This is a genomic window from Arenibacter sp. F20364 (assembly GCF_023015905.1).
Taxonomy (GTDB): domain Bacteria; phylum Bacteroidota; class Bacteroidia; order Flavobacteriales; family Flavobacteriaceae; genus Arenibacter.
Map to the genome: position 1 here is coordinate 107,971 of NZ_JALKBD010000006.1, position 18,190 is coordinate 126,160.

The 18,190-nt window shown below is 42.8% G+C and carries 15 protein-coding genes; 6 read left to right on the forward strand and 9 right to left on the reverse strand.

Going from position 1 to position 18,190, the window contains the following annotated elements; genetic code table 11:
• Positions 1 to 2: 2 nt before the first annotated feature.
• Positions 3 to 995 carry a Gfo/Idh/MocA family oxidoreductase gene (locus tag MWU84_RS06685; protein WP_246899780.1) on the forward strand — a complete coding sequence of 331 codons (993 nt, stop codon included), beginning with the start codon at positions 3 to 5 and terminating at the stop codon, positions 993 to 995.
• Between the two features lie 24 nt (positions 996 to 1,019).
• On the opposite strand, the gene MWU84_RS06690 is transcribed toward MWU84_RS06685, so the two are convergent.
• The 6 genes from MWU84_RS06690 to MWU84_RS06715 form a co-directional block, all read right to left on the reverse strand.
• Entirely contained in the window at positions 1,020 to 3,236 is a 2,217-nt protein-coding gene (locus MWU84_RS06690) for a c-type cytochrome (RefSeq protein WP_246899783.1), read from the reverse strand.
• Between the two features lie 60 nt (positions 3,237 to 3,296).
• On the reverse strand, positions 3,297 to 4,385 hold the full coding sequence (locus tag MWU84_RS06695; protein WP_246899785.1) for a bile acid:sodium symporter family protein: 1,089 nt from the start codon (positions 4,383 to 4,385) through the stop codon (positions 3,297 to 3,299).
• A 26-nt stretch (positions 4,386 to 4,411) separates the two neighbouring features.
• On the reverse strand, positions 4,412 to 4,936 hold the full coding sequence (locus tag MWU84_RS06700) for a nuclear transport factor 2 family protein (protein WP_246899788.1): 525 nt from the start codon (positions 4,934 to 4,936) through the stop codon (positions 4,412 to 4,414).
• On the reverse strand, positions 4,930 to 5,856 hold the full coding sequence (locus MWU84_RS06705; RefSeq protein ID WP_246899792.1) for an RraA family protein: 927 nt from the start codon (positions 5,854 to 5,856) through the stop codon (positions 4,930 to 4,932). The genes MWU84_RS06700 and MWU84_RS06705 overlap by 7 nt, the downstream gene beginning before the upstream one ends.
• Before the next feature lie 14 nt (positions 5,857 to 5,870).
• Positions 5,871 to 6,347, reverse strand: a complete 477-nt coding sequence (locus MWU84_RS06710; protein WP_031446015.1) for a RidA family protein — start codon at positions 6,345 to 6,347, stop codon at positions 5,871 to 5,873.
• Positions 6,348 to 6,602: 255 nt separating this feature from the next.
• Complete coding sequence (locus MWU84_RS06715) at positions 6,603 to 7,568, reverse strand: SMP-30/gluconolactonase/LRE family protein (RefSeq protein WP_246899796.1); 966 nt, start codon at positions 7,566 to 7,568, stop codon at positions 6,603 to 6,605.
• 462 nt (positions 7,569 to 8,030) lie between these two features.
• Between MWU84_RS06715 and MWU84_RS06720 the strand changes: the two genes are divergently transcribed.
• From MWU84_RS06720 to MWU84_RS06740, 5 genes are all read left to right on the forward strand, one after another.
• Positions 8,031 to 9,281 (forward strand): glycoside hydrolase family 88 protein, encoded by a 1,251-nt coding sequence (locus MWU84_RS06720; RefSeq protein WP_246899798.1) that lies wholly within the window; start codon positions 8,031 to 8,033, stop codon positions 9,279 to 9,281.
• Between the two features lie 26 nt (positions 9,282 to 9,307).
• The gene (locus tag MWU84_RS06725) at positions 9,308 to 10,780 is read left to right on the forward strand and encodes a sulfatase-like hydrolase/transferase (RefSeq protein ID WP_246899800.1); all 1,473 of its coding nucleotides are present in this window, start codon (positions 9,308 to 9,310) and stop codon (positions 10,778 to 10,780) included.
• Positions 10,781 to 10,795: 15 nt separating this feature from the next.
• Positions 10,796 to 11,038 (forward strand): hypothetical protein, encoded by a 243-nt coding sequence (locus MWU84_RS06730; protein ID WP_246899802.1) that lies wholly within the window; start codon positions 10,796 to 10,798, stop codon positions 11,036 to 11,038.
• 34 nt (positions 11,039 to 11,072) lie between these two features.
• The gene (locus MWU84_RS06735) at positions 11,073 to 12,554 is read left to right on the forward strand and encodes a sulfatase (RefSeq protein ID WP_246899804.1); all 1,482 of its coding nucleotides are present in this window, start codon (positions 11,073 to 11,075) and stop codon (positions 12,552 to 12,554) included.
• 150 nt (positions 12,555 to 12,704) lie between these two features.
• Positions 12,705 to 13,439: a DUF6250 domain-containing protein gene (locus tag MWU84_RS06740; RefSeq protein ID WP_246899806.1), complete on the forward strand. Its 735-nt coding sequence runs from the start codon at positions 12,705 to 12,707 to the stop codon at positions 13,437 to 13,439.
• A 3-nt stretch (positions 13,440 to 13,442) separates the two neighbouring features.
• On the opposite strand, the gene MWU84_RS06745 is transcribed toward MWU84_RS06740, so the two are convergent.
• The 3 genes from MWU84_RS06745 to MWU84_RS06755 form a co-directional block, all read right to left on the reverse strand.
• The gene (locus MWU84_RS06745) at positions 13,443 to 14,852 is read right to left on the reverse strand and encodes a sulfatase-like hydrolase/transferase (protein ID WP_246899808.1); all 1,410 of its coding nucleotides are present in this window, start codon (positions 14,850 to 14,852) and stop codon (positions 13,443 to 13,445) included.
• A 170-nt stretch (positions 14,853 to 15,022) separates the two neighbouring features.
• The gene (locus tag MWU84_RS06750) at positions 15,023 to 16,606 is read right to left on the reverse strand and encodes an arylsulfatase (protein WP_246899810.1); all 1,584 of its coding nucleotides are present in this window, start codon (positions 16,604 to 16,606) and stop codon (positions 15,023 to 15,025) included.
• 30 nt (positions 16,607 to 16,636) lie between these two features.
• The gene (locus MWU84_RS06755) at positions 16,637 to 18,175 is read right to left on the reverse strand and encodes a sialate O-acetylesterase (RefSeq protein WP_246899814.1); all 1,539 of its coding nucleotides are present in this window, start codon (positions 18,173 to 18,175) and stop codon (positions 16,637 to 16,639) included.
• Positions 18,176 to 18,190 lie beyond the last annotated feature (15 nt).

The following is an 18,190-nucleotide window of genomic DNA, read 5'->3' on the forward strand; positions in this document are numbered from 1 at the left end:
TGATGGACAAAAAACTAAAATGGGGAATTTTGGGCACTGCCCATATTGCAACGGAGCACGTAATTCCGGCAATGCTCAAGTGCCTACATGGCGCGGTCCATGCTATTGCCTCCAGAAATTTGGAGAAGGCGAAAGATATATCCGCGCAATTCAAAATTCCAAAATCATATGGTTCTTACGAGGAATTATTGGCTGATGAAGATATTGACGCCGTATACATTCCGCTGCCCAATCATCTACATGTAGAATGGGCCATTAAGGCTTTGCAGGCTGATAAGCATGTTCTGGTTGAAAAACCCGTTGGACTATCCAGTAAGGAAGCTGAAAAATTATTAAAGGCTTCCAAAAAATACCCTCACCTAAAGGTAATGGAAGCCTATATGTTTAGACATCACCCCCAATGGATAAAGGCTAAGGAATTAGTGGATAACAAGGTAATTGGTGAAATTAAAACCATTCAATCTTCCTTCTCCTTTTATGACGATGATCCCAATAGTATAGTAAATAAAAAAGAATTTGGCGGTGGAAGTCTAATGGATATTGGTGGGTACCCCATTTCCCTTTCACGTTTTTTATTCAATGCGGAACCTAAAAGTATTTCCGCCGTTATAGATTACCATCCAGATTTTATGGTAGATGTATTAGCCTCAGGAATACTGGAGTTTGAAACTGGTACTTCGGTATTCTTCAGCTCCACACTATTGGCAGAAAATCAACAGGCGCAGATTTTTGGAACCAAAGGAAATATAAAATTGGAACTGCCCTTTAATCCCCCAATAGACAAACCTGCCAAAATATGGGTCACCATAGACGATGAGTGCCAGACCATTGAATTTGACATCTGTAACCAATACACAATCCAAGCTGATCTTTTTACCTTGGCCATAATAAATAATACGACGGTTCCTACTCCTTTGGAAGATGCCGTAAAGAATATGATTGTTACAGAAAAATTGGAAACAAGCAATTTAAGGGGGCAACGAATATTTCTATAATTATCCTCTTGCCCCCATTTTATATTATTTCATTAATTCCTTTAAGGTCCAGTAGTTTTTCCTATCCTTGTTTTTGGCACGGATATCCCTAACCTCATTTTCATGTACCATGGTAGTATCGTTCATGGTACGAATGTAGGTAGCCACATGGCCTATCCAATCATCATCGTTGCTTCCCATGGGCAACATTATGCCGTATTCCTTTCCATCTATAGGGCCCGTTAGTCCATTTAAAATGATATTTACAAGCACTTCCTTATCGCCGGTAACCCTAGGCGAACCTATTAAAGGCGGTGCGATTAGGGAATTTTCTCCATTAGGGACCCCTTTTAGGTCCTGACCATGACAGGTAACACAGGTCTGTTTGTAAATGTCATAACCATCCAAGGCCCTCCATTTGTGACCATTGCCCTTATTGGCCAGCCTTTGCTTTAATCTTAGCAAATCCGAATCCTTGGCCTTTAATCCCAAGGTTACGGAAGCAGCCACCAGCTCATTGTCTCCATATTCTCCTGAAATAACACTCAGTAAATCGGAGGCCTCAGGGCTACTGGAATACCTTAAACTAAGGGTCAATTGATTGACTACATTGATATCGCTGTCCTTCTGCAATTTGGCCAAGGCCGTAAAAACCTCTTGATCCTCTTTTTTTAAGAATTCCTCACTCAATCTTATTGCCGTAATACGAACCCTGGGATCAACATCGTTAAGCTTTTCAAGTATCAACTCCTTGTCTACAACCCCAAGTCCCTCTAAGGTCCAAAGTGCATGGATCCTTTCAATGGGATAGTCCCTATCCCCAAAGTTGTCCGTCCAAAAAGACTCGTTGTCCCTTGCCAATGCCTTTAGCTTGGGTACAATACCCATATCCCCTTTTAAAATGATCAGCTTTTGGGCCGTATTCCTATACCAACCATTGGGGTGTCCTAAATAATCCACTAGCTCCTCTGCCGATTTATTCAAAAGTTGGGGCTTTCCACTAGGTTCGATCTCTTCATGGACAATACGATAAATCCTTCCTTTCCCAATATTCTTGTCCAATCCTTTTCGAAGAATAACAGGTCTTAAGTGACTTCCTTCCCTGGTCCAGTTGCCCTCCTGAATGATACCGCGGTACATATCTACAATATAAAGACTTCCATCTGGTCCTGTTTGCGCTTGGACCGGTCTAAAGTTCAAATCTGTAGACGCCAAAAACTCGGCTTGGTCGTAAGCATTGTACAACACTTTTTTTCCGTTCTCATTTTTTATTTTTGCCCTGCGTATCAATCTGCCCACCGGTTCTGGAATAAACAGATCCCCATAAGTGGATGGAGGTAATTTATCACCTCTAAATATTTCTTGGCCGGCTACACCAGTAAATTTATTTAAGGTACCATCTTCCTTCAATCTTAATTCCGCACCGCCCTGAACATCAGGCGTTCCAACTACTGGCCATGGCTCCATAAAACCTTCTGAAATTTGCCCTTCCAAATTTACTTCACCATAGATAGGGGGAACTTGAAAACCATAAGCGGCTGTTTCTCCACCCGCAGAAGAATAATACATATTTCCAAGATCATCTTGGGTCAAGCCCCATTGCCCACTGGAACCATCTACCAAGGAATCTACTTTTATCCCGTCCTTATTGAACCTGAACCGCAATGGGTTATAGGTGGTATATACCCAATTGTCCAAGTTCCATACCAGACCACTTTGTTGGTGCTCAAGGTTACCTCCCCTTCTTTTTGGATTTTCGTAAACTCTGATCTTTTCGTCGGCCACACCATCATTATCGGTATCCCTATAGCTCCATAGATCATACGAATAGGTTTCATTTACAATAAGTCGGTCATCAAGCGGCAAAATCATTCTAGGAAGAAGAAGGCTGTCTATGAATACCGTACTCTTGTCCATTTTTCCATCCCCATCAACATCTACCAAGAGTTTTATCTGACTAATAGGTTCGTCTTCACCATCGCCATCCACATTTTGCATATAGGTGTCCATTTCGGCTACATACATCTTCCCATCCCCATCCCAAGCAATGGCTACCGGTTCATTTACCATAGGTTCAGAGGCTACCAATTCTATCCTATAACCCTCTGCCAGATAAAACTTTTTCAGACTTTCCTCAGGAGAAAGAAAATCTGAAGGAGCTTCCCTTACAATTTCTGGTTTTACATAAATTTTATCCTTGTATTCTTTTTTCCCACAACTTGCAATTACCAGAAGAAGCAGAGCTACTCTTAATCCATTCATAATCAATTTATTACTGTTTAGGTGTTTATGGTTTGCTCAAATTTAACTTTTAAATCTGTATCAACGACCCTCTATTGGAGGTCTTTTGTGCCAATAGGAAGCAAGAATGGATCCCGTTATGTTCATCAAGGGTCCAAATACGGCCGGAGCCAGACCCATGGTCGCGATCTTGCCCAATGAATTTGCAATACCCGAAGCAAGGCCCCCGTTCTGCATCCCCACTTCCAAGGCAATGGTACGTGAATCCTGCTCGTTTAAGCGTAGTAGTCGTGCATACCAATATCCAAGCATATACCCAAATAGGTTATGGATCAGCACCAATAGCATTAAGATTCCCCCAATATCCAACAGGCTGTCCCTCCCTGCGGCCGTTATGACCACAATTATAAGCCCAATACCGAACATGGAAATTACCGGAAGTGCCTTGTCCAACCATTTTCCCTTGTCCCCTCTCAAACGGTTTAAGAGTATACCGGCTCCAAGAGGCAGAATAATCATCTTTATTATACTCCACATCATGTCCAATACGTCAATTTCTATAAACTCCCCAGCCAAAAACTTCATTAGCAATGGTGTTACAAAGGGTGCAAGAAGTGTTGATATAGAAGTAATAGTGATGGAGAGGGCCAGATTGGCCTTCGCCAAATATGCCATTACATTGGATGCTACCCCACTGGGGGAACACCCTATCAGCACGATTCCTGCAGCAATCTCTGGAGGGAAATTACTAGATTTTGCCAGCACAAAGCCCATGATAGGCATAATGCCCAACTGTGCAGTGACCCCGACCATAACTCCTTTAGGAGCCTTGACAACTTCGGCAAAATCACTAATCCTCATAGAGGTTCCCATACCGAACATAATAAGTTGGATCAAGGGTATGATCAGCCCAGTAAGCTTAAAATCGCCTATCTGAAGAAAATACTGTGGATAATAAAGAGCTAGGGCTACCCCGGCAAATATAGAGGCGGTAAAAACATAGCTGTTCAAAGATTTATACCCACTGAAGCCAAGGGCCAGCAGTGCAAAAAAGGCCATTATTAAAAGACCTGCCCTTTCTAAATTTTGTGAAAAGATCATGCCTAAAATTACTAGCAGCAATATAGCGGCCATACCAAGGCATATGGAATAAATAGTTGGTTTTTTCAAAATTGGTCAGTTTAGGTGGTTTAGTTTTAATTGGGCAACTTGTAAGCCTGTCTGGCCAAAAGTTTAAGTGCCCCATCGCGGGCTTTTTGGTAAACCTGCGTATTTCCTATACGGACATCTGCAGGCTCGCCTGCCTTGGTGCCCTTGGCCAAAAAAATATGGCGAACTATTGCCGTATTACCAGAAATAGTGATGGTCTGATCAGCAGCTTCCAAAGACAAAAAATCGAATGGCCCATTCACTATATCATCTATAAACGCTGCCTTGTTCTGGATCAGCCCACTGGAATGCCCATAGGTGAGCTCATCAGCGCATAAGCTGTCCATGAGTTCTGTGCTCGGATTTACCATGGCTTCATTAACGGTGGACACGGCGCGCTGAACTTCGTCGATTGTAATCAAATCTTGTCCTTCCGCCATCATGTCTGCTGTTGTTTGGGACTTGGGTGGATCAACATTTTGTTTGCACCCCATCAAAATTAACAAGGCAAAAATGGGTAATATCCAGCTGCTACTTACACGCTTTATCCATGTATTTCCTCCGATTACCATGTCCTTTTGCTTAAAATCTTATTCAAAGTCTCCTTGGACATTTTTACCAATTCCGGATGTTTGTCCAACCAGGCAAAAAATTCCTTTTTTAGCTGTTCGTTCCAATCATTGTCTATCTCTCCAGTGGAATATTTCTTGGACTTCACCATTTCAAAACCAAACTGGTCCTTAAGGGCTACAAATTCTGCGGTGCCCACTACCTGTTCGGCCAAATGTGCGGGAATGAACAATACTCCCTCCCTTTTTGCCAGGACAAGATCTCCCGGCAAAACCATTACCTGCCCTATCCTTATGGGGGTGTTGAGTCCCATAAGTACTTCTTCCTCCAAAAAGGAGGGGTGAAAATCGCGTACAAAGGCATTAAAGCCTTCGATCTTGCTTATACTCTCCAAATCCCTTGCACTACCATTAAAAACTACACCGTTTCCGGACTTGCTATAAATAGAGGTTGCCAAGGTAGCTCCCATGAGGGTACCGGCATCTATCTTGCCAAAACTATCGGCCACATATACATCACCTTTTTTGAGCACCTCTATGGGCCATGAATTGGTATTGCCCTTCCTGCCCTGCGAATTAATACCCCTTTCCTTAATGCTTTTCTCCACATCGGGCCTACTGGGCATAAACAAGGCGGTAAGTGCCCTACCTACAACTGGAACCTCATCGTGTACCATTTTCCAATTGCCTTCGAACTGATTTTTATATCCTTCGTTTTCCAGGACGGTCCATGCATCATCGATCCCAATTTTTTTTGCCCGTTCCAAAAGATCGTCCGGAATTTTAGGGCGGCCGTCATCAAAGCGTTCCCCTTTCCATTCAGAGGTCAGAAAAATCAATTCCTCCTTGGGAATGGTCTGTCCAAAAACGACGGAATTCAACACAAAAAAGCAAAAGAACTGTAAAATAATATTGACCCTCATAATTTTTAAATCTTTTAGTCCAGTGCAGCTATACAGTCCATTTCAACCAAAGAATTTCCAGGTACGCCCCCGTAGGTGGCCACTGTGGTCCTTACTGGAGGATTTGGTCCAAAACGGCCCCTGAACACTTCGTTCATTCCCTTATAATCCGCCAAATCGGCCAAATACACATTTACTTTCAAAACCTTTTCCATGGAAGAACCATGCTTTTTGAGCTCCTTTTCCAACTCCTGCAAAACAATCTCCGTATGTGCCTTGATCTCATAAGGTTCCACGTGTGCCCCTTTACCCGCTATATAAAGAGTGTTTCCATGTTTTACACCTCCTGAAAACAAAGGTATATCCTGGTCCATGACGATGTCTCCCACAACTTCCTTTTTTGGTTTTGAACCTCCGTCCATTGCCCTAGCCGCAGCACCTATTCCGAACATAGCCGCCAAACCCATTCCTAATTTTTTAAAAGATGCTCTTCTTGTTGTTTTGTTTTCCATGGTTTAAAATTTATGATTATCCGTATTCTGTATTAAATTTTTGTTTTGCAGTCAATGATACTTTAAAACCCGCCAAGCGCTGGTTTTTAAATTATCTATTGTCCGAAACATGAATATATGAAAATTTATCCATCCTAAAATAGCTCCCGATTCAATTGTTGAATCCTAGTGGAAACCAGAATTCCAAGCCTCAACCGTTACGCCCAATATCACTTTAGATTAGTCTTAAAGACTATTAAAATGGATACTCAAAAACTACTTCTTCATTACAAATTCCCTTCCTGGATCTTCCGTATCAAAGGTTTCAAAATTGCCGTTGTCCTGAAGGGTTATAAAGGCCTTAGTGCCGTCCTTTCCTCCAAAGGCAATATTGGAAGGAGTTTTGCCCTTCAGTTCGATTTCCTGTAGAATTTTGCCTTCGGGCGACACCTTGACCACAGTTCCTTTGCCATGCCGAGTGATGTACAGATTGCCCTTCACATCGGTGCGCATGCCATCCATTCCAAAATCTTCAAATCTGATAAGAAGCCGTTTATTGCTTATATCCCCAGTAGGAGAAAGGTCGTAGGCCCAAACATTGCGCTGTACCGATTCGTTTACATACAGTGTTTTGTTGTCGGGACTAACCTCTATTCCATTGGTGGTTCCCATATCCCCTTCCAACAGCACGATGCTTCCATCTGTGTCTATTCTCCATATCTGCCCTTTTGAATTCTTCCAATCCGGATCGCTGGCAAAGAGTATATCATTGTCCATTATTGCAACATCATTTGGCTGGTTCATAGTATTATTGTGGGCAAAAACAGTGACCTCTTTAGAATCCATGTCCACCTTAAAGATATTGTGCTTGGTATAATCTGCTATGAACATGTGGCCCATGCTATTAAAACGGATACCGTTGCCAATGCTGCCTTCAGGCAAGTTTATAAATAGCGACGCCTCTCCGTTAGCATCCACCTGACCTATGGTACCGGCTTTTTCAAAATTAACGGCGTACAGTACCCCGCTGGCATCCACTGCAGGTCCCTCAATTCCTGAGGGAAAGAGGGCTGGTTTTGTAAATTCCCTGCTTTGATACAATTCTGGTTTTTGCTCAAGACCACCTTGCTCCAATTCAATCTTTGCATCCTTTTCCTGCTTTTCCTTACACCCTAATATGAATAGTACTATACATAAGCCACTTATTTGACATTTAATAAAAGAACTTAATCTATATTTCATATGCATTTTAATAAATAATGGCTGCTATTATTAGTTGTTACTCTAGGCCTATAATCTTTTGCCCAAAGGATCAGATCTCTTGCCGGCCGCGATTTAAACAAACCATATAGATCTTAAGAAACTATTTTTAAATATACATATTAAATTTAGATCGTGCTTCACCTTATTTGACTTAAAAAAAGCTTAAGTAATATTTTGGATTTTCTGCTTAAGCCCTACCGCCATATTCAAAAACAGGAAGGTTGATGAGTTTTAAGTTTGTTTATTTGTGCTTATATTGTACCCTAAAGAACTAGTAGTATCCTCCTGGTAATTACGATAAAGATTTCTCAAATTCATAGGCCTAGACCAGTAGTTTTTAAACATCAATTGTGAGCAATGATCCTACGCACATGTGCAATCATTATGGCCAATTAAAAACCAATTATAACCTTAACATCACAAATGACTAACCATTAAATAATGACAAATAAAATACAAATACTGGCTTCCATAGTTATCTTATCCCTTGCAATTGGTTGCAGTAATAAAAAACCTAAAAAGAGTAATGCCCAAAACTTTGATATTGATAGGCAACTTTCTTATTGTGCGCAACAAGCTACCAAGACCTTGACTCTTATACCCAAAGATGGTAAGAGCCTTCCAAGAAACATAGCCCCCGATAGCCAGAAATGGCGATTTATCAATTACAAGGATTGGACCAGTGGATTTTGGCCAGGAATCCTGTGGTATCTCTTTGAAAATACCAATGATCAAAAATGGAAGGAACAAGCCGACGCATACAGTAGGTATCTCACCCCTCTTTCGGTTACACCGGCATTGGATCATGATCTTGGTTTTCAGGTCTTCAACAGTTTTGGAAATGGATATAGACTAACTGGAAATCCTGAATACAAGGAAATCATACTTAAAACCGCGGATACCTTAGCTACATTGTTCAATCCAAATGTAGGTACTATTCTCTCATGGCCACGAGAAGTTCCCAATATGGAATGGCCGCAGCACAATACAATTATGGATAACATGATCAACTTGGAACTTTTGTTCTGGGCTTCAAAAAATGGCGGTAAAAAATCCTTATATGATATTGCCGTAAGCCATGCCGATGTAACCATGAAAAATCATTTTAGACCAGATTATACTTCCTATCATGTAGTGGTCTACAACCGGGAAACCGGGGAAAAAATTAAAGGGGTTACCCATCAAGGATATGCCAACGATAGTATGTGGGCCCGTGGACAGGGTTGGGCCATTTATGGCTATACCATGGTGTACAGGGAAACAGGGGAGGAGCAGTATCTCGACCTTGCCCAAAAGACCGCAAAAGCTTATCTGGACCGCCTACCCAATGACCTGATCCCCTATTGGGATTTTGATGCTCCCAATATCCCCAATGAACCAAGGGATGCCTCGGCAGCGGCCTTGGTTTCATCAGCACTTATAGACCTTTCTACCTTCACCAAAGATTCAATTCTTGCCAAAAATTATTTGGACAAAGCCGAAAAAATGCTTGTAGAACTATCTAACAACTACCAAAGCAAAGATAAAAATTCAGCGTTTTTACTGCATTCCACTGGCCATAAACCCAATGGCAGCGAAATTGATTACTCCATTAACTACGCAGATTACTATTACGTGGAAGCATTGCTAAGGTTAAAAAAGCTTAAGGCCGGAATTCCTTTGACCGCATCCCTTGTAACCAAAACGAAATAAAAAAATTATAATCCAATCCAATAATTATGAATAGAAAACCATTATATACTGCCTTTGTGGTAGCCATGGCCGCGATTCTTATTGTGGGCTGTGCCCCCAAAAAAAACAAGACCCAAAAAAAACCCAACTTCCTCTTCGTATTGGTCGACGATCAATCGCCTTTTGATCTACAGACCTATGATCCCAATTCCATTCTTCAAACCCCAACCATAGTCAAACTGGCAAAGCAAGGGGTGGTCTTTGAAAGTGCCCGCCATATGGGTTCCATGAACGGGGCTGTGTGCACCCCTTCTAGACATATGATCATGACCGGTAGAACCTTATGGCATTTGCCCAAAAGTGCTGGGTACAAAGAAAGTTTGGCTCCCGATAGTTTAGAGCAGCAATCCATAGCTGCAGTTTTTAATAGGGCCGGGTACAAAACCATGCGAACCTGTAAAAAAGGGAACTCCTATGCCGCGGCCAATAAACAGTTTACCGTAGTGCATGATGCTACAAAGCGGGGAGGCACGGAAGAATCCGGGAGTGCCTGGCATGCTGATCAAGTATTAAACTATCTAAGTGATAGGGAACAAGCGCAGGAAAAAGATCCCTTTTTCATCTATTTTGGTTTCTCCCATCCCCATGATATCCGAGATGGTACCCCTGAACTACTTGAAAAATATGGCGCCACCAACCATACCGATCAAAATAGCCTACCTCCTGCCAACCCAAAACAGCCACCACTGCAGGAAAACTACCTAAACGCACATCCTTTTTTTCATGGCCACCCTGAACTTAGGGATGAAGAACGTGTAAGTGGGGTATGGAAAAACAGGGATGAACAAACGGTGCGCAATGAGTTGGGACGTGAATATGCCTGCTCCGAAAATATAGATATTCAATTGAACAAAGTGCTCGCCAAACTGGAGGCATCCGGTGAGTTGGACAATACTTATATTATCTACACTTCAGACCATGGTATGTCTATTGGACGACATGGATTAATGGGAAAGCAAAATTTATACGAGCACACCTGGCGCGTACCCTTGATTGTTAAAGGCCCCGGACTGGAAGCTGGCAAACGCGTTAAAGGAAACATCTATCTTTTGGACCTGCTCCCTACCCTTTGTGAACTGGCAGGGATAGACGCTCCGGAAACAGTTGAAGGAATAAGTTTTGTCCCGGTCCTTAAAGGCGAAAAAGAGGTGGTTAGAGAGGTCATGTACGGGGTTTACGCAGGAGGAACAAAACCTGGTATGCGTACGGTAAAAAAGGGGGACTGGAAACTGATCAAGTACGATGTTATGGATGGGGCCGTTAGGGAAACCCAACTTTTTAACCTTGCTGAAAACCCCCACGAATACTTACCGGAGCATCATAAATCTGAAGAAATGCAAACGAATCTGGCCAACAACCCCAAATACAGTGCTCAATTAAAGGAAATGGAAGCCCTTTTATTGGAACAAATGGTAACCCATGACGATCCCTATAGACTCTGGGATCAAAAAGCTAAATAGAACAATAAGCTTATTATGAGATTTAAAATTGCAGTTATTTTTTTATTACTGGCCAGTCAACTTACAGCCAAAGAAATATTTGTTCCCCCATCTGGGAGCGACCAAGGTAAGGGCTCTCAAGATAGTCCATTTGCAAGTTTTTCAAGGGCGCTGGAAGAGGTACAGAAATTTGCCGGAAAAGAAACGGTTACCGTCACCGCTGTAAGGGACTATTCTTCCAAAGAATTTCTGTTGAAAGTTCCAAAAATTATAAAATAAAAGCAAGAAGAAACCATTTAAAATAAAAACTACAATGAAAATCAATTTCATAAATCATATGAACAGGGAGATTTCCTTTATTAATAAAAGTCTCCTGTTCTCGGTCATTATCCTCTTTGTTTCCGGTTATGCTCTTGCCCAACAAAAAAACGTGCTCATTATCTGTATAGATGACCTTAGGCCAGAGCTTGCTTCATTTGGCGAGACCTACATACACTCACCCAACATCGACAGCCTTGCATCGGTAAGCCGGGCTTTTAGTCGACATTATGTGAATGCCCCTAGCTGCGGACCTTCTAGATATGCCTTTTTAACCGGGCTCTACGGAGTGGAGTACCGGGACAAAAGCAACCAGTCCTTGTTTGAACGTGCATCGGCCATCGAAAAAAAAGATCCCATTGTGCCAAGTATGCCCGAATGGTTTCGGAAAAATGGGTACACCACGGTTTCAGTGGGAAAGGTATCGCATCACCCCGGTGGCAGGGGAGGCGATGATTGGAACGAGGATGGGATACCCGAAATGCCCAACGCCTGGGACAGGCATTTGATGCCCGTTGCCGAATGGCAGCATCCCAGAGGGGCCATGCACGGATTGGCATATGGCAAGATTAGAACCGCTAAAGAACGTGATGTTATGGAAACGGTGGATGATGACGACAAAAGTTATCCGGATGGCCATATCGCTGAAGAAGGATTGCATCAGCTAAATGAATTGGCCAAAGGAAACAAACCTTTTTTCCTAGCCATTGGGCTAATAAAACCGCACCTCCCTTTTGGAATGCCGAAGCGCTATTTGGACCTTTATGAGAATGTAGACATTCCGCCAGTACCACATCCCGAGAAACCCTTGGGCACCACCACTTGGCACGGCTCAGGCGAATTTATGAACTATAACCGCCAAGGCAAGGATCCCAGGAAAGACGAAGCCTATGCACTTGAGCTCAAAAAATATTATGCCGCCTGTGTCAGCTATGCCGACAAGCATGTTGGCGACATCCTGAAAAAACTGAAGGAAACGGGAGCGGACAAGAACACCGTGGTAGTACTATGGGGCGACCACGGTTGGCATCTGGGAGAACATGCCATTTGGGGCAAGCACAGTCTATTTGAAGAATCGTTGCGATCCCCATTGATTATCCAAAACCCAGAAATGGAGCACAAAGGGCAGATGAGCGATGCCGTAGTTGAATCGGTAGATGTTTTTCCCACCCTTTGCGATTTAACCGGACTTCCGATTCCCGATTTTGCACAGGGTACTTCCTTGGCGCCCATTTTGGCAGATCCTCACGCTAAAGGTCACGAAGCCGTCGCCATTAAAAGTCACGCCACTACCATCCGTACCGACCAATATAGATTTACACAACACAGTAGCGGCGAAGTGGAGCTATATGACCACCACTCTTCTGCAAAAGAACAATTGAATATTGCGGAACAACATCCCGAATTGATAGCAGGGCTAAGAAAGAAGATTTTGAACAAAATGGGGGAAATTGCTTTTAAGGCGAACGAGAAATAATTGTAGCAGCCTTGGGCCAAGTACCCAATAATTAAACTACACCACATTAAATAGACAGCAGGTTGTTGGTGGTGAAGAAGAGCGGCACATTATGGCCCCAGCTCGGGTTATGTGCCCTCAAAAATGCAAGAACTGAAAAACAGAATACTTATGGGAAATAAAATCATTTTAACTGCAATAGTGTTGTGCATTGGTACAACCGTATTGGCGCAGGAAGCAAGGGAACGGATCAATGATACGCTGACGGTACAAAAAACCGGGATGTATTGTGATTCTTTTAAGGACGGACTTCAGAATTGGGTGGTTGAGCAGATGCCGGGCGGTACTGCAGAAACTGTGGACGGAAAATTGGAAATTACCGATGTTGCCGGCTGTACCATTTGGTTTAATAAAGAATTGGAAGGCCCCAATATGATCCAATATGATGCCTATGTCATAGATCAAGGGGGACCCCAAGACCGGGTTTCCGATCTCAATTGCTTTTGGATGGCAAAAGACCCCGAAAATCCGGATGATCTATTTGCCAATTCTGAAAAGCGCGGAGGTAAGTTCAGCAACTATGACAGCCTACGGCTTTACTATATGGGTGTTGGCGGACATGACAATAGCAAAACACGCTTTAGAAGATACCTGGGCAAAGGTGACCGGCCCTTGCTGCCAGAACATGACCTTTCGGAACCCGAATACCTCCTAAAACCGAATAAGGTCATAAAGATCAAGATCATAGCCTTTAACGGCATAATTCAATATTACCGCGATGGCCAATGTATCATCGATTTTTATGACCCCGAACCTTATAACAGCGGATATTTTGGTTTTAGAACGGTAAACAACCATATGACAGTGGATAATTTTCAGGTATACCGATTAACGACCAGGGAATAGTTCTTATTTTCCTGTACCAATGCTATTTCTCGCAATTGAAAAACTATTTTCAGGTGGTGCAACAGGTAGGGTTTCTTGAAAAGCCTGAAGCTTATAAGTTAATTCCTTAAGCTTTTCAGGGTTTTCAGCAGCCAAGTCCTTCTGTTCTGCCCAATCGTTAGCAATATTGTATAGTTCGGCCCTTCCCAATTTATCATTGGTCAAAAGTTTCCAATTGCCCTCCTGTACGGCGGCACTAGGCCAAAAATCGGGTCGGTCGTTGGAAAAACGCCAATCCCAATAGATGGGCTTTTGTCTATCAAAGGCTTTGCCCCTAATGGCAGACGCAATGCTTACTCCATCGGCTTGGTAATTCTCTGGTAAGGTTGCCCCAGCAAATTCCATAAATGTTGGCAGCAAATCTACAGTGGCCAATTCAGTAGTTTTATCAACCAGTCCAGCGGGCACAGTGCCAGGCCAACGAACCAAGAAAGGTATACGCACACCACCTGCAAAAAGGGCACGCTTACGACCTTTGAGTCCACCTGTTTCCCCTACCGAATAATAGGTTCCCAAACCTGGGCCGGTAGAATTATCCTCTGTTATTTTATTTTTTCCTGTTATTTCCGGCCCATTATCGGATGAGAAGACCACCAAGGTATTCCCATCGATCCCTAAATCTTTTAGAGTTGCAAACAATTCTCCAATACGGGCATCATATTCCGCCACTACGGCGGCATATACCTGTTCCTGTTCGTTTAAATTGGAAAATTGCTGCATGTATTCCTCCTTTGGATAATGCGGGGTATGGGTAGCGTGGATCCATGCATTAACAAAAAAGGGTTTGTCCTTATGGCGCTTTACAAAATCTATAGTTTTATACAAGGTAGAATCTACATGCATTTGATGTAATCTACTCGGTAAATTAAATGCCCCGTACTCATCATATCCATATTCCAAGGGTGAAGGGGCGTCCTCCACATGGGTGTTGGAAAGATGCCATTTACCAAAGTGGGCCGTAGAATATCCAGCCTCCCTTAACATTTTGGGAAGCAAGGGGGCCTGGGGGTTCAACCAATCTGGCATATTTCTTTGCATATGCGATTCTACGGAAGCAAAATGCCCGTGTACACTTTGCCGCGCCGGGTATTGCCCTGTCATTACCGCTGCCCTACTTGGGGAACAAACAGGATTGACAACTGAGAAGTTTTGAAAATCGATCCCCTCTGCAGCCATTTTGTCCAGATTGGGCGTTTTACAAAAAGTACTTCCATGAACGCCCAAATCGCCATATCCCCAATCATCGGCAAATACAAATATGATGTTCGGTTTGGATTTTTCCTGGGCTATAGCTTCCTTTTTAGATTCTTGCTTACCACCGCATGATAGCACAAGCAAGGTGCACAAGTAAAGCACTGTAGATCTTAGTTTCATTTTTTAAAAATTATTTTAAGGTATCCGTTTCAAAATCAGATCAGGAAATAGGTCTTTGCAGGTGCCAAAACCGCTCCCTGGACAAACCTAAGGCCAAAGCTCAAAATAGGATTTCTCATTTTGATCTTTTTCTTGCTTATTTCGATCAAGATAGAGAGAAGTCGAAATGTTTAGGATTTCACCCATGAGGGCAAATCCCAATTCTCCTTGACATATTCCTGAGGTATGCCGGGTGTTGTTCTTCCGTCCTTAATAATCTTGGTTATTTTTTTGGTAAGCCTTTTCACCACCTCGGGCTGTGCAAAATAGAGGTTGGTAGTTTCACTTGGATCTACATCCATATTATAAAGTTCAAATACGGCTTCCCCTTCTTTGAGCTGAATGAATCTTGGTTCCAAGGATCCCCCTGAACCACGGAGCATATTCAATTTCCATTTTCCATCACGAATGGCAAAATGACCCGTTACGGAATGATGGATTACCGGTCCCCTAACCGCTTTATCATAATCTTTTCCTTGTAAAATAGGCAGCAGACTGTAACTGTCCTCCCCGGCATTATCCGGAAGTCTAACTCCAATAATTTCTGCAATGGTCGCCAGATAATCGGTTTGGCAGACCGGCACATTGGTTTGCGAACCTGCTTGTATCAGTGCGGGCCAGCGCATTAGGAAAGGTACACGGTGACCGCCTTCGTATATGTCCCGTTTTCCGCCCTTAAAATTTAAACTGCTGTAGTGCCCATATACATCGCGTTGATATACGTAATTGGTCTCGGCACCATTATCTGAGGAAAAAATTACTAAAGTGTTATCATCAATGCCATTGGCTTTTAGGGCATCCAGCACCTGCCCCACCCTATAGTCGGTTTCTTCCATAAAATCCCCGTAATTGCCACAATTGCTACGGCCTTGAAAATCCGGATGCGTACAATGTGGTAAATGCGGACTGTTCAATGGTAGGTACAAAAAGAAAGGCTTGCCATTTTTTGCCTCCTGGGCAGATTCACCTATATACTCCACTGCCTTGTTGGCCAAGGTTTCGAGGACCAGTTCATCGTTGAAGGAGGGAGCCACCTCTACCCAACCAGTTCCGCCTTCCTTTTCATAAGGAGGGGTCATTCTATAGGGCTGAGGATTAATACTATCGCTATACGTTCTTGGGTTGGGATCCGCTTTCTTTTTTGTCCATAACACCGGAGGATCCAAAACCCTATCATTTTCCAAATAGGTAAGAATACCATAGTTCATAGAGGCGGGAATACCGAAAAAATAGTCGAACCCTTTTTCAATTGGGCCATCACTAAAGGGTTTGGACCAGTCACGATCCTTGCCCAAACTGCCTTCGAACTCCATTTGTAGATGCCACTTGCCGACCATGGCAGTTTTATAGCCATTATCCCTTAACAAAGAGGCAATTGACATCCTATCCTTCTCTATCAAACAGGGGCCATCGGCTACAAGAACTCCTTTTTTTAGGGAAGTCCTCCAACTATATCGCCCAGTCAACAAGGAGTATCTAGAAGGGGTACATACGGCATCACTACTATGTCCGTCCGTAAAAATTATACCCTCATTGGCCAATTTATCCATATTGGGAGTTCTAAATTGAGCATCAGGGTTTAGTGCGGCCACATCCCCATAACCTTGGTCATCGGTATAAATGATAACAATATTTGGTTTTTGAATACTCTGAGCTACTGTAGCTATTGAAAATAACAGCAATAAAACTCTAAGATTCAGTTTGAATAAATTCATGATCTCTTTTTAGATTAATTCTTATAATATTTATTCATCGGTAGGAATTTCATTATCCGTTCTAAAGGGATAGGCAGGCAAGTCCGCAGCATTGACCAAATTTACGTCGGGTTTTCCGGCAAAGGCATATCTAACATATACAGGATTCTTAATAGCATCATTGGACAGCACTACCGTTTCCCCAACAATTTTTGATTCTGCCTTATGCCATTGCATAGACTCGTCCGCAATCCAAAAACCTCTAGGGTCTTTTTGATCAATAGTCTTTAGACCTTGGGCATTATTAAAATGAATTACCAGCTCATTATCTTCTGCTTTTACCTGATCTAAAACTGGCCCTTCTGCAACAATGTCCTTATCAAGGGTATGTTTTTGGGCAAGTAATGCCAATCTTTTGCCAATGGGAAGTTTGTCCTTGGGGTGCACGTCTGTTTCATCACCAAGATCAATGGTATTGACAACACTGGTGTAAGGAAGGTCCAGCACTTTTTGTTGCGACTCCCGCATCCAAGCCCAAGACATAGCAGTAGGACTCTTGGAATCGATATCCGGGTTATTATTGGTTCCTTTTCCATAACCAGGAAGCATTACTACGGAGAAATGCATCTTCTTGTTTTTCCATTCCTTTCTATACCGCTTTACCCAAGATTGAAGCACATCGCCATATTCTTTCATCCCTATCACCCTATGGTACCAATTGTCCTCGTTTACCATAGGCACTCCGGAATAGTAACGTGTATTTCGTTCCCCTTGGTACCAAACCAAGCCTCTACACGCATAAGGAGCCAAAGGCTTCATCATGGCATTATAAAGTATATTGGGCTGCCTACGCATAAAAATATCCTCTTTCGTTGTCCTCTCTTCGCCACTGGAAAGGGCCTTGTTGATTCTATTGCGAGTTTCGGTATCCGCATCCAAGTCATTCATAATATCCTTAAAATAAGGAAACTCTTCGGCCATATCACGTGGCATCCAAGCTTCAAGGGAAGAACTGCCCCAGGAAGCATGTATTATTCCAATAGGAATGTCTTCTGCCTTTTCAAGGAAGTACGCAAAACCAAATGCCACCGCACTGCTCGGAGGTATATCTACCCATTTTCCGCTTACATTGTCTTCCTCCTTAAAGGAAACGGTCCTTTTTACTTCAAAACTTTTAATGTTTTTGGCGGAGGATAACAGCGCGTCAACTTCCGGTGCATTGGATACGGCAAATTGCATATTGGATTGTCCGGAGCATATCCATACTTCACCAACTACTACATTGGATAATACTATTTCCGTATTTCCGGTAATTGTCATTTCCCTGGGTGTTTTCGACGCCTCCAATGGTGCTAATACAACCATCCATTTACCATCTTTCCCAGTTCTTGTTGTGACACTTTGGCCAGCAAATTTCACCCTTATTTTTTCCTTAGGGGATGCAACTCCCCAAACAGGGACTTCCGTGCCACGTTGCAATACCATATTATCGCAGAATAAATTGGATAGCTTTAGTTCTTGGGAATATGTAATTGCTGCACAAAAAAATAGAAAAATAAATAGTAGGGCGATGCATGGCTTTTTCGTCATTCCGCTAAATTATTG

What these genes read in the sequence shown, in the direction of transcription:
- MWU84_RS06715 (WP_246899796.1), bottom strand. Translation starts at nt 7,568, where the DNA reads ATGAAATATAGATTAAGTTCTTTTATTAAATGTCAAATAAGTGGCTTA.
- MWU84_RS06710 (WP_031446015.1), bottom strand. Translation starts at nt 6,347, where the DNA reads ATGGAAAACAAAACAACAAGAAGAGCATCTTTTAAAAAATTAGGAATG.
- MWU84_RS06740 (WP_246899806.1), top strand. Translation starts at nt 12,705, where the DNA reads ATGGGAAATAAAATCATTTTAACTGCAATAGTGTTGTGCATTGGTACA.
- MWU84_RS06700 (WP_246899788.1), bottom strand. Translation starts at nt 4,936, where the DNA reads ATGGTAATCGGAGGAAATACATGGATAAAGCGTGTAAGTAGCAGCTGG.
- MWU84_RS06705 (WP_246899792.1), bottom strand. Translation starts at nt 5,856, where the DNA reads ATGAGGGTCAATATTATTTTACAGTTCTTTTGCTTTTTTGTGTTGAAT.
- MWU84_RS06750 (WP_246899810.1), bottom strand. Translation starts at nt 16,606, where the DNA reads ATGAATTTATTCAAACTGAATCTTAGAGTTTTATTGCTGTTATTTTCA.
- MWU84_RS06730 (WP_246899802.1), top strand. Translation starts at nt 10,796, where the DNA reads ATGAGATTTAAAATTGCAGTTATTTTTTTATTACTGGCCAGTCAACTT.
- MWU84_RS06690 (WP_246899783.1), bottom strand. Translation starts at nt 3,236, where the DNA reads ATGAATGGATTAAGAGTAGCTCTGCTTCTTCTGGTAATTGCAAGTTGT.
- MWU84_RS06720 (WP_246899798.1), top strand. Translation starts at nt 8,031, where the DNA reads ATGACAAATAAAATACAAATACTGGCTTCCATAGTTATCTTATCCCTT.
- MWU84_RS06685 (WP_246899780.1), top strand. Translation starts at nt 3, where the DNA reads ATGGACAAAAAACTAAAATGGGGAATTTTGGGCACTGCCCATATTGCA.
- MWU84_RS06755 (WP_246899814.1), bottom strand. Translation starts at nt 18,175, where the DNA reads ATGACGAAAAAGCCATGCATCGCCCTACTATTTATTTTTCTATTTTTT.
- MWU84_RS06735 (WP_246899804.1), top strand. Translation starts at nt 11,073, where the DNA reads ATGAAAATCAATTTCATAAATCATATGAACAGGGAGATTTCCTTTATT.
- MWU84_RS06725 (WP_246899800.1), top strand. Translation starts at nt 9,308, where the DNA reads ATGAATAGAAAACCATTATATACTGCCTTTGTGGTAGCCATGGCCGCG.
- MWU84_RS06745 (WP_246899808.1), bottom strand. Translation starts at nt 14,852, where the DNA reads ATGAAACTAAGATCTACAGTGCTTTACTTGTGCACCTTGCTTGTGCTA.